Consider the following 12,323-nt stretch of genomic DNA (forward strand, 5'->3'; position numbering starts at 1 on the left):
CGCAATCGTGTCCACGCCCTTCATCCCCCTACACCACCCTCCGGTCGTACCGGAGGGCAGTCTGCGAGAACGAGGTTAGGGGGTCAGAATTGGACGCCGATCCCCCGCCTCACGGGGTCAAAGTTGCACGCCGAAACACAATTGGTGTCCGTCCGGCACCATATTGAGTGATGTGAGCATGTTGTGAGGCAAGGGCGGGCTTTCCGGAGCCTTTGCTGATGTGGACGACGGAGACCCGCTCTTCACGATCCCGGGCAAGCTGGGGCAAGGATGACAGGCCGCGGCCGTCGCCGGAAAGCAGGACTGCCACCATCGAGCCCCGATGGCAGAGCGGGTGGCGCTTCTCGGCATCGATGTCGAGGATGGCCGAGAGATCGAGCGCGTCCCGCACCATGTGGCGGCCGACCTGCGCCATGTGTCCGGATCGCACGAACCCGCGCCGCGAGAGCGCCGGATGGCAGCCCCAATCCGCATCCGAGGAGGGAGACACTTGGGCCAGGAGCCCTATGAATCAGTCGCCCAACCTGCCGGCGAGAAGATTGCTCGCACGTACTCCTAAAGCGCTCTCCGTCGAAGTGGATGTTGGTTCGGCGAAAAAGAGTGCGCCACAACAAAGATCGAGAGGTGTGCCCCGACCCAACGCGGTCGGGCGCAGCTCTAGTTCATCTCGCTGCGTCGCCTGTGATCCGACAGCTTCGCGAGGGCCCGCCCAACCTCCAACAGCAGCATATCGCTCATCCTATGAAGGAGGGGTTCAGGAAGCTCATGGAGGGCCTTCCTGGCTGCCAGGCAATGCTCGGCAGCGCGTTCCAATGGGTGCTGGCCCTGAGACGCCAGATGGGAACTCTCCTCTTGGTCGTTGAGACGCGATTGCGTGATGTCGATCAACACGCCGCTTCCGCGCTGCGGTCGTCCTGCCTTATCCAGAGCAATGCGCCCCCTATCGAGGACCCATCGGACGACACCGTCAGCCGAGCAAACGCGGTACTCAAACGTGCAGCAGAGGCCTGTCTCCGTGCTCTGCTTGATCTCGCGGGCGAAGCGCTCGCGATCGTCCGGATGAACGCCGGCGCGAAAGGCATCGAGCGAGGTACCGGCCGCTGCTTCGGCGGGGTCAAGATTGAACACGAGTGCTACGAGGGCGTCGGCATAAACGCGATCATTCGGAACATCGTAGTCCCATCGCCCGATTACGTCGGAGGCGTCGAGCGCCTGCTGCAACATGATCTGCGAAATCTGGGCCTCGCGCGATATGATCCTACCCACTCGTGCCCCACAGATCCGCTACCATGCAACCTGAGAGTACGATAAGCCCAGAAAATTACAAAAGCGATACCGGTAGAAATTTACCACCAAACGGGGAAAGGTGAGAAAAATTATCATTTCAATTTCAGATTGCACATGAGAAGGCGGCGAGGTTGTAAACCGAGCCTCATCGAAGCCGATTCTTTGGTAACAGGTGGCACAAGCGTCCCTTATTCTAACGGTCGAAGCCCCGATATCGCAGAGCGATCGGCTTCAATCTTTGATTGCAGCGACACTGTGTCCCTCCGTAACAGGCCTGCGCGATACACAAGCTGTCAGTTGTGACGGGCGGAGTGTCGGGACGGCAATGAGCCAGATGGTTTGGCTGTCATTCAGGCTTTCGTGCGCTTCGCTGACTCAAACAACCTAAACGCCTCATCGAGATCTTTCGCTTTACGGATAAGCCTGGTTAGGGGTCGAGCTCGGGCGTTTGCTTCCTTATGCTGTCGGTCCCGAGCGAAACTCAAGCAACGGTCGCCATAAGACGTCTTTCGGGAAGATTCTGCAAATGTCGGCATGTCCGACAAGGGTCGGCCGCGATAATTTTTCTTCCCATTCGTGGCCGCCCCGTGGGATGGCAGCGGATCATGAGGGTCACGTGACATTATAAGGCGCGATTTATGCTTGCGGTAAACTGATCCGTTTCTGAAAATTTGATTCTAACACGTCTAAAAACGCTTCCTTCAGCAAATTTACCGCTTCATCGGCTGGCAGCGGTCGACTGACCAGATAACCCTGTATGTCCGTACAGCCGTCCAAACCGACCTGCTCGAGCTGATGACGGGTCTCGACGCCTTCCGCGGTCACGGTTGCTCCAAATTGCGACGCAATCCCCACGACGGCCCGGACAATCGCCGCAGCAGCCGGGTCGTCGATCTCGTTGACGAAGGATCGGTCGATCTTGATGCTGTCGAAAGGGAAGCGGCGCAGATAGCTGAGGGACGAGTAACCGGTACCAAAGTCGTCGAGCGCAATGCGAACGCCAAGGCTTTTCAAGCGACGCAGGCAGGCGATCACCGCCTCTGCGTCTTGGACGAGGACGCTCTCGGTGACTTCCAAGACGAGACGATAAGGCGGGAGACCCGAGGTCGTCAGAGCCGATATGACACTGTCTTCGAGCCCTGGCTGCTGGAACTGAACGGCGGAAACGTTGACGGCAATCCGTAGATGACCGGGCCAGGACGCGGCTTCCCGGCATGCCTCATGGAGCGCCCAGGACCCCAGCGACACGATGAGTCCGGTCTCCTCGGCCAACGGAATGAACGCGCCGGGTGCGATCATTCCACGTGTCGGGTGAGGCCACCGCATCAGCGCCTCGAAGCCGACGATCCTGTGGTCGGACAGACGCAGCACGGGCTGGTAATGCATGGCAAAGCTGCCGCATAGGATGGCCTCACGCATCTCCAACTCGAGTTGCATCCGGGTTTCGATCGCCGCATCCATACCAGCTTCGTAGAAGCGGTAGCTGTTGCGCGCTGCCGCCTTGGCGCGATGAAGCGCGAGATCCGCGTTCTTGAACAGAATCTCCGGCATGTCGCCATTGGCAGGGGCCAGTGCGATCCCGATGCTGACGCCGACAGTCGCGAGGACGCCGCCAAGGTCGAGCGGTTGGCCGACCGCATCGATCAAACTCTGTGCGAAAGAGCTGACATGGTGCACATGGTCCACGTGCGAGATGACGATAGCGAACTCGTCGCCGCCGAGCCGTGCCACGACATCGCCGTCGCACAAGTTTGCGCGTAAGCGCCTGGCGATCTCGCACAGCAGTTGGTCCCCCGCAGGGTGGCCGAGCGTATCGTTGACGGACTTGAACCGATCGAGGCCAAGGCACATCAGTGCCGCCTGGCCTCTGCCGCGGCGAACCTCGGCCAGCCGTTGCTCCAGGTGCTCGTAAAAAACAGTCCGGTTGGGCAGGCCCGTGAGCGCATCGTGGCGGGCCATGTAGGAGATGTGGTGCTCAGACGCTTTACGCTCGGAGATGTCGATATTCGTGCCAACCATGCGCAGCGGGACGCCTTGCTCGTCCCGCGAGACCACTCTGCCCCGCGACAGAACCCATTTGTAGTCGCCTGACTTGGTTCGTATCCGGCGCTCGGAAGCGTACGCGGCACTCCGCCCCTCGAAATGCTCCGCAACGAGGGCCAGTGTCTGCTTCAGGTCGTCAGGGTGGGTGAGCCCCAGGGATGTGTCGATGTGCGCTTCGACCTCTCCCGGCTCATAGCCGAACATGGTGTACCAGCGGTCGGAGTACCAAACCTGTCCCGTAGTGACGTTCCAGTCCCATAGGCCGTCGCTGCCACTGTCGAGGGCGAGGGCAAGACGCTCCTCGCTCATGCGGAGGCGCATCTCGCTTTGAACGAGAGCGTCCTGGGTCGTGCGTCGTTCCGTGACATCGAGATCGAGCCCGACGATGCGCAGCGCCTCGCCCGTTGCCTCATTGCGAATGATGCGGCCAAAGCTCATGAGCCAGCGATACCCGGTACTGCCCTCGGGGCGCCTTACCCGATACTCGACCTTGTAGGTCGTCCCGTCCCGAAGTGCCGCCGCGTGCGCTGCCTGGACGAGGGGAAGATCCTCCGGGTGTACCCGAGCGGCCCATTCCGCGATGCTGATGTCGATCCAGTCCGTGGAACTCGACTCGCCATGGAACCCAAGCATGAGCGCGCTCTCGGGTGAGTTCGGCACGACGTCTTCATCGAAGCTCCACTGCCAAATTCCCGCTCCGGCGGCCTCCTGGGCAAGCCGGAGAAGATCGGCTGTTCGCTCGAGTTTCGCATGGGCCGTCCGATAGCGCTCTTCACTCGCTCTCATCAGCATCTCCGATCGTATACGTTCCTCCGACGTGGCTTCAGCAGCGATCCGCGCGCGATGAAGTTCGATGTGAGCGACAACAATCTGAGCGAGGCTTTCGAGTTGGGTTCGCGGAAACGTGGAAAACGTTCGCGGCTTGGTGTCGACGAGACACAATGTGCCAAGCCGAATGCCCGATCGAAGCACAAGAGGAGCGCCGACATAGAAGCGGACGGCACTCTCACCCGTGACCATGGGGTTGTGGGCAAAACGTGGGTCCGTCGTCGCATTCTCTACAACGAGAACATCGTCGGACAGAATGGCATAGGCACAGAATGAAACATCACGCGACGTTCCCTCTGCAGCGATCCCGCACTTGGCCTTGAACCATTGTCGCTCGCTGTCGATGAGCGTGATGAGTGCGATAGGTACATCGAACAGCGCAGCGGCCGTGCTGCACACGGCATCGAAATGGGCCTCAGGCGCCGTATCGAGGATGCGCAGATCGCGCAGTGCCGCGAGGCGCTCGCCCTCATTTGGCGGAAGCGGCGGCATGGGTGTTCCATCATGGATGGTCGCTCTCAACGAGCGGGCTGACTCACGCTATGCGTCAAAGGTCGAAGAGTTATCATGCGGGTACAATCGGTTGCTGAGCGTACAGCGACGGCGGCAACATTTGCGCGCCGCCACGGCCTAATCTGCCTTTTACTTCCAGAAAGAAGGGGCCGCCTAACGACGACCCCTTCTTGACGTGACATGGCGTCAGAGGACGAACGACCCGTTGTCGAGGACATGGTGGCCCTGGAGGAGGACGGCGAAGTCGACCGCTCCGTCGCCGTTGGTATCACCCTGCAGGAGGGTGTTTCCGCCCCCGAACTTCACCCGCAACTCCCCGGCTTCGCCGGAGAACGCCTGGGTTCCGACGAAGTGGAAGCCCTGGTCTCCGGCCAGCCCGGCATTCGCATCGATCGCACTGAAGTCGAGGTGATCGCCTTGAGCGACATCGAAGTCCTTAACGATGTCGCGTCCGCCGATGCTGACGGTGCTGTCGGTGGTGGCCTTGAACACGAAGGTGTCGGCACCGGCGCGGCCGTAGAGGAGGTCGCGACCGCCGCCGCCGTAGATCGTGTTGTCGCCGGCATTGCCGTAGATCTGGTTGGCGCCGGCATTGCCGTTGGCGGTGAGATCCGCGGTTCCGCTGAGAACCATTTTCTCAGTATTGGCTTCCATCGTGTGGCTGACGGTCGAGCGGATCGTATCGAAGCCCTCGCCCGACTGTTCGATGGCGCGATCCCCGGCATTGTCGATGACGTAGGTGTCGCTGCCGGTGCCGCCGCGCATGGTGTCGGCTCCGCTGCCGCCGATCAGGGTGTCGTTGCCGCCGTTGCCCGTCATGACATCGTCGCCGGCGCCGCCGCTCAGACGGTTGTTGCCGTCGTTGCCGGTGATGGCGTTGTCGAGGTCGTTGCCGGTACCGCTCAGGCCGCGAGTCCCCGTCAGGACGAGGTTCTCGACATTGGCGGCGAGGCCGTAGCTCACCGAGGCATAGACCGTGTCATTGCCCTGGCCCGGGAGTTCCACGATCTTATCGCCGACCCTGTCGACGAAGTAGGTGTCGTCACCAAGACCGCCATGCAGGGTGTCGTTGCCGGTTCCGCCGTCGAGAATGTCGGCTCCGCCGTTGCCGAACAGGGTGTCGTTGCCGCCCTCGCCATGGAGCACGTTGTCTCCGCCGGTGCCGAAGATCGCGTTGTTCAGGGCGTTGCCGGTCCCGTCGAGATCTCCGGCTCCGGTCAGGACGAGGCGCTCGACATTGTCCCCGAGGGTGTAGTCGATCGAGGAGCGCACGGTATCGTTGCCCTCCTGGGTCAACTCGATGACCCGATCGCCGGCATTGTCGACCACATAGGTGTCGCTGCCCGTGCCCCCGCGCATCGTGTCCGCGCCGGTGCCCCCGAGGAGCGTGTCGTTGCCTCCGAGACCGGTGAGCGTATCGTCGCCGGCGCCCCCGTCGAGACGGTTGTCGCCGTTGTTGCCGGTCAGGCTGTTGGCGCCGTTGCCTCCGGTGGCGTTGATGGCGGCGGAACCGGTGAGGATGACGTTCTCCACATTGGCGCCGAGGCTGTAGGTCACCGACGAGCGGACGGTATCGTTGCCTTCGCCGGCGGCCTCGATGACCTGATCGCCCGCGGAATCCACGTCGTAGACGTCGTCGCCGGCCCCGCCGCGCATGACGTCGTCGCCGGTTCCGCCGATGAGGACGTCGTCGCCGCCGCGCGCGGTGAGGCTATCGGCGCCGGCCCCGCCGTCGAGGCGGTTGTCGCCGTCGTTGCCGGTGATGCTGTTGTCGAGGGCGTTGCCGGTTCCGTCGATATCGCCGCTGCCGGTGAGGACGAGGTTCTCGACATTGGCGGGGAGGGTGTAGGTCACCGACGAGCGGACGGTATCGTCGCCTTCGCCGGCATTCTCAACCACGGTGTCGCCGGACGAGTCGACGATGTAGGTGTCGTCGCCGCCGCCGCCGATCATGGTGTCGTTGCCGGCGCCGCCGTCGAGGGTGTCGCTGCCGCTTCCGCCGCGCAGGGTGTCGTCGCCGGCGCCGCCGGTCTGGGTACCGCCGGCATCGATGACGATGTCGATGAGATCGGGGGTGGCATCGAGATTGAGCCCGACCAGGGAGACCGTGTCATCGAGGGTGCCGAGGAGGATATCCACGGTGCCGCCCACGAGATCCGTGACGAGGGTTCCGACGCTCCCGAGGATCCCGGCACTCGTTTCCGATCCCAGGTCGACCGGCTGAAACGGCAGGTCGATGGTCGCCAGGACCGTATCGCCGAGCTTCACCTCGACGCCGTCATAGCCGCCGCTGGCCGAGACCGTTCCGGTCAACAGGCCGGTCGAGGCTTCGATCTCCCAATTGCCGGTGTAGTTGTAGGTGAGCCCATTCGCCTCGACGGTGAGAACGTCGAACGTATCCGTCCGGCTGCCGCCGAGTAGGAGATCACCCACGCTGTCGACCAGGCCCGTGAATGTGACGCTGTCAGCGTCACCCAGGTTGGGAAGAAAGAAGTCACGAACGTCGAAACCAGCATTGGTAAGGATCGATACGGTGGCCATTGTTTTCTCCAAACGGCAGCGCCGGTTGATCACAGCGCGATCAACGGATGGCGCATAAAAGTTCCGAATGGATGAATCTTTCGCATCATAGTTGTCTTACTCGCCCAAAAGAGGGCGGGCGCATTCATCCCTGAGGCGATGCTTTCCCGGGCATGATCGGGCCGGGCAGGTCCACCTGCGGGTGCGCGAAACCGCTTATTGTTCCCGCAATGCATACAGGCGCAAAGAAGGAGAACGTGTCCCAGATTTCCGCAGTGACTTTCCCACTGTCGGCTGAAATGGCTATGCTACTCCGACATCGAACGCGTCCAAGCCAACAAAACAATAAAATCGATCCGCCGAAGAACATAATCGTGGTAGGATACCGGAGTGATCTCCGGCGCACGACAGATCTATCCATTATAACAATTTGACCTAAAATTATTCAAGATTGGAATTTTTTATGAGTGAGAACTCAAATTCGATCAGGATAAATTGTTAGATATCCGTACCTATGGGACGAATTGACTGTCTTCTCGGACGCAGCATGGCTGCTTCAGCAGGCCCTCTAGTGAGCGAAGACGAAGCAGATGTCAGGACCGGCCGAGAAGCCGGCAGAGGCGTCGATCAAAAACAGTCGCCGAGCCATATGTCCGCGGTTCTCGTGGAAGGAGAAGATTCGCGTTGTGTTTGAAGACGTGTGTGTGTGTGTGTCGAGGACAGCGCCGCCGAGCCTTGCCGGCGCGAGGGGATCGCCGTCTCGATTGACGACGGCGGATTCGAAAAGTTTCCGGAGGCTGGCAAGACGCGCTCGTTCGGGGGCACGACTCGTACCGCGATCATCGGTGAGGTGTGGAATCTGCGCAGCAAAACGAGCGGGTGCTACGGCGGACGTTTTTTCCGGAACTTGAGACTGGTCGATTGCCACGCGCGCGAAGCGCTTCCCCTCACGCCGAGAGCCGACTTTCGTGCCTCCCAGGCGACTGAGGCGATCGACCCATGGTCAGGCTGCGGGGGCGGCCCAAAAGCCTACGGGTAGACATCGGACCGAGTTCGCCGGTCGCATGCTCGACCTGTGCGCCGACCTGAATGGGGTCGCCATCGAATGGGTCGTCTGCGCCCGCTTCCGGCTCTCCCGACCGGGGACGACGACCGACAACGGCAGCAATCCCGTCGTTCAACGGTCGCCGACGGGCGGAGTGTCTGAACGCCTCGTGGTTCCTGTCGCTGGCGGACGCGCGCGATCGCATCGAGGAGTGGAACGTTCACTCCGACGAAGATCGACCTCATATGGCCCTGGGCGGCTTGTCGCCCAAAGCTTTCGCGAACCAAGCTGTCGCGGCCCGAAAACTTGCATAGGCGGTGGATCACGAACAGGACCGGCCCCATAGTCCGACGATACATTGGTTTTGAAACGGGCCGACCAACATAGGCGGGCAAAATAGCCGGCGCTCAGCGTGAACCAATTCGCTGTCCACGGACGTCAGTGATTCTTGTGGTCGCTCTTGGTCCCGTCGGAGCATCTTATCACCCTTGCAACGGTGGGGCCTTTTGAAACGGGGCGGGATGCAGTACACCACATTTTCCGACCCAATCTGGCGTCAAAGCGGCTTAGAATTAGACCACGCAGGAACCTATGTCGGACGATAACAAAGATGGAAGCGCGGGTGCAATTGGCGTTCGCATCAAGTCCTTGCGGCGTTCGGCCGGTCTGAGCCAAGCCAGTTTAGGAAACGCTTTGGGCGTAACCTTTCAACAGGTGCAAAAATACGAGAGCGGTCAGAGTAAGATTGCCGCCGACAAGCTTCAGCGGATAGCTCATACTTTGGGAGTCGACGTCAGCTACTTCTATGATAGGCAATCTGAAAGCAATTCTAGCGCTGCAGTGCAGAAACTCAACGACGTTTCGGCGCCATTAGAAGATTTCTATTTTAAAGACGCGTTTGAGAAAATCAAGGATCCCCGTGCCAGATACTTGCTGGCAGAGCTTGCTCGTGTGTTTTGTGAGATCGAGTCAAAAAAATAGCAGTCCTGCAAGCGCCGGATGGCTGCATTGATTACCCGTACGGCAAGCTGCGATGGACTATTTGCTTCCCGTCAGAATGGCCTGAGTGTCAGATTTTCTCAGAATGACTGCGGTTTTTGCCTGGATATCTGCAGGGACGCAGTTTGACACCCGACGGGTATGGCCTGACCACCAATCGATGGCTCGGGTTTGAAGTGATTGCATCGTCGGTCGTGGGAGGATGGCAGAGCGAGCAAGCGGCGCCGAGTTCGCCTGCCTCCTGAAGAGTTGGCCCTTCGCCGAGTTTGGTGGATCGGGCCGCGAGGAGGAACCGTCGTCGGAGAGGATCGAGATCGGCGCGGCCGTACATGGCGCGCTTCAAGCGCGCGAGACGCGTGATCCGCCCTTCGGCCTGTCCACCGCTCCAAGGCAGTGTCGCGTCAGTGCGGACCGAACGGCGTCTCCCTTCCGACTGAAGCTCTCGACGATGCGATCGCCGCAGTTTCGGGTCTCGCCGAGCCCTTCATCGAACGGCCGTGACATCCGATCTTCCCGAAGGCTGCTGGCCACAGCGGCTCCGGACGATATGGCGGAACCGGCGGCCGAGATCGACGACCTTGCTCGCGCCGATGATCGAACATCATACGCACCGCGCGCGGAGCTCGGGGGAACGGGGTGCCGTCGGCTTCGTCATGGCTCCCCCCTCTCAGGAGTGGGAGCCTCCGGAAAGCCCGGGGCAGTTCGACGTCGTGCCCCCGCCAATTCCGGTGCGTCGGTGGTGTATTGCCCGGCCGCGATCGTGCGTTTGACCGTCGACCGGGCGGCATCGATGGCGATGGCGGCGGCCGACATGGTCCTGGCCTCCGTCGGCCGCTCCAACGCATGCTTGGCGATTTCCCCGGCGAGATCGTCGATCTCGCGGGCGAGGTGTTCCAGGCGGGGCGGATCGGCGCTGGCTTGCGCTTCCTGGCGAATCTGCAGGAGGCGATCGGTGGCCTCTTCGATCCGCTCGCGCCGCAGCCGCGACAGGCGCTGGCCGATCCAGGCGACGGCGGAGCCGATGCCGCCGCCGAGGAAGGCGACGAGATAGATCCAGGTCTCGTAGCGCTCGATGAAGCCCTGCTGTTCGCGCTCGAAGAAATCGACGGCACCGGGATGGATTGGCAGCCGCGCGCTGGTGGCCCCCGCCGTGCTGTCGTAGCTCGGCGCCTGCACGTAATCGGCGGCGGCGGTGACATTAGCCATGCCGCTGCGCAACTCGAACAGGTGCTGGGTCACGTCCGCCGCGACGGGGCGGGACAGGCCGGCACGCGCCATCAGGCGATAGGACGCTCCCACCGTGTGGACGTCCTCGGCCGGGACTTTGGGACTGCCGCCGAACGTCTCGGCCGGCATGGTGACGGATTGCAGGCGCGGCAGGCGGGCGACGATGGCATCCGCGTTCTCGACCGTGACGAAAGCGACCTTCCGCGTCTTGCTGGCCGCCTGAACGATGCCGACGATGCGCTGCGCCGTCGGTGCGGTCGGTGAAATCACGGAAACCACCGCATCGACCCGCTTCCGGGCCAGAGCCGCTGGAAGCTCGGCTTCGGACATCTCCACGAGGGCGACGTGGCGCGGCGGCAGCGGCCCTTCCGGGTCCTTGTCGAGCAGGGTGAGGCCGTAATGCCCGACCATCGCCTTGATCAGCGCCTGATCGGCATCGCGATGCGCGAGGATCGCGAGACGTTTCCGGTCGAGTTCGGGAAAACTCGTCAACCCGGACGGTTCGGGAGAGGCGATGATCATGGCCTGGTCGCGAAGGATCGCCAGGGTCAGTCCATTGTCGGGGAGGTCGACGTCGGGGCGGACCACGGCAAGATCGGCGCGGCCGTCCTGGAGCGCGGCGGCACTGTCGCGCACATCGACGAAGGCGACGACCTTCAGGCGGATCTCCTTATGCCGCCGTGCGAGAGCATCGGCATAGGCCTGGATCAGCGCCGGCTCGGTCCCGTCCTTCGGGGCAACGGCGATCGTCAGAACGGTCGCCCGCGAGATCCAGTAGGCCGTGGCGGCCCCGAGCCCGAGAAGAACGGCGAGCAGGAGGAAGACGAACTCGCGACGGACGAGGAGGCCGGCGAACTTCATCGATCCAACGTCCGCTTCCCGGCGTGCCCGACATCGACCCTATCGCGGTCGGCTCGCTGTATCATGGCCCTGCCCAAACCAGCATGGTCGCCGCTGCTCCCATCGATAACGGACACCGTCATGGCACCGGTGCACCGCGGGGGAGGGCGACAGGGTCCGAAGGCCGGCCGTCAGCGGGGACGACGCGGCTGGGCCGTCGCCCGGCCGCTGAGGCGGCGCCCGACATAGGCGACGATTTTCGGAAGCACGAACAAGGCCAGGAGTTTGCGGATCATCGAAGGTCTCCGGATGACGGGGGATCAGCGCTTGGGACGGGCGAGCCAGCCCACGGCGAAGGCGACGGCGACGAGCCCGATGAAAGCGGATGTCCGATTGTCGTCGGCGTAGCGAACCGCCTGGCGGCCATAGGTCGTGCCGCGCTTGGCTGCATGGCGGACGACGTCCCGGCCGTCCTCGATCAGGTTGCCGGCGCGGTCCCGGACTTCGCCGACGAGATAGCGGCCATCCTGCGCCAAGTCCTCGGCACGGCCGCGGGCACGGCCATAGGCATATTGCGCGCCGCCCGCCACCTGATTGACGGCACCGCGGACCTGGCGGGCCGGATCGCCGGTGACACCGCCGAGGGCGGATTGGGCCCGTCCCTTCAGGTGCCGGGACGCGCCGCGAAACTGGTCGCGATTCATGGAAGTCTCCTGCATCGAGATGAAGAGGGAGAGCCGGGGCTCTCCCTCGGAGGCGAGGTCACCGCTTGCCGGTGACCTTGCCGGCACCTTGCTTGAGCGTGCCGACCGCCTCGTCGACGAGGCCCCTCGGCCTGTACGTGGTCAGGATCATGGGATGATCCTGACCAGAGAAAACTCGGCCGGTCGCGATGACCGGCCGGGGATCGGCTCAGACGCGGCGGGCGTCGTAGGCGTCGGCCAGGGTGTGGAGCTTCGGGGCGCCGAGGCGACCGCCGAAGAAGCCGGCGAGCGCACCGAGGATCAGGGCGAGCGCGCCG

General features: G+C 62.6%; 7 protein-coding genes and 3 pseudogenes. 2 read left to right on the forward strand and 8 right to left on the reverse strand.

The annotated features are described in order from the left end of the window. Positions 1–109: 109 nt before the first annotated feature. The 4 genes from MKK51_RS13565 to MKK51_RS13580 form a co-directional block, all read right to left on the reverse strand. Entirely contained in the window at positions 110–415 is a 306-nt protein-coding gene (locus MKK51_RS13565) for a hypothetical protein (RefSeq protein ID WP_243977798.1), read from the reverse strand. 242 nt (positions 416–657) lie between these two features. Next, complete coding sequence (locus tag MKK51_RS13570) at positions 658–1,224, reverse strand: PAS domain-containing protein (protein WP_243977805.1); 567 nt, start codon at positions 1,222–1,224, stop codon at positions 658–660. A 699-nt stretch (positions 1,225–1,923) separates the two neighbouring features. Further along, complete coding sequence (locus MKK51_RS13575; protein ID WP_243977807.1) at positions 1,924–4,650, reverse strand: EAL domain-containing protein; 2,727 nt, start codon at positions 4,648–4,650, stop codon at positions 1,924–1,926. Positions 4,651–4,857: 207 nt separating this feature from the next. After that, entirely contained in the window at positions 4,858–7,212 is a 2,355-nt protein-coding gene (locus MKK51_RS13580) for a calcium-binding protein (protein ID WP_243977809.1), read from the reverse strand. A gap of 808 nt (positions 7,213–8,020) precedes the next feature. Here MKK51_RS13580 and MKK51_RS13585 point away from each other — a divergent pair. After that, positions 8,021–8,550 (forward strand): annotated as a pseudogene (locus MKK51_RS13585) (integrase core domain-containing protein); the annotation flags it as partial. Between the two features lie 277 nt (positions 8,551–8,827). Next, entirely contained in the window at positions 8,828–9,217 is a 390-nt protein-coding gene (locus tag MKK51_RS13590; protein ID WP_243977811.1) for a helix-turn-helix domain-containing protein, read from the forward strand. Positions 9,218–9,512: 295 nt separating this feature from the next. Here the strand turns inward: MKK51_RS13590 and MKK51_RS27555 are convergent. The 4 genes and pseudogenes from MKK51_RS27555 to MKK51_RS27380 all read right to left on the reverse strand — a co-directional run. Further along, positions 9,513–9,821: pseudogene (locus MKK51_RS27555) on the reverse strand (ISL3 family transposase); the annotation flags it as partial. Positions 9,822–9,886: 65 nt separating this feature from the next. Next, the gene (locus tag MKK51_RS13600) at positions 9,887–11,323 is read right to left on the reverse strand and encodes a TAXI family TRAP transporter solute-binding subunit (RefSeq protein ID WP_243977813.1); all 1,437 of its coding nucleotides are present in this window, start codon (positions 11,321–11,323) and stop codon (positions 9,887–9,889) included. 299 nt (positions 11,324–11,622) lie between these two features. Beyond that, positions 11,623–12,006 carry a CsbD family protein gene (locus MKK51_RS13605; RefSeq protein ID WP_243977815.1) on the reverse strand — a complete coding sequence of 128 codons (384 nt, stop codon included), beginning with the start codon at positions 12,004–12,006 and terminating at the stop codon, positions 11,623–11,625. A gap of 208 nt (positions 12,007–12,214) precedes the next feature. Further along, positions 12,215–12,323, reverse strand: a pseudogene (locus MKK51_RS27380) (PhnA-like protein); the annotation flags it as partial.

Origin of the sequence: Methylobacterium sp. E-045, from assembly GCF_022829685.1 — a bacterium.
Lineage (GTDB): Bacteria > Pseudomonadota > Alphaproteobacteria > Rhizobiales > Beijerinckiaceae > Methylobacterium.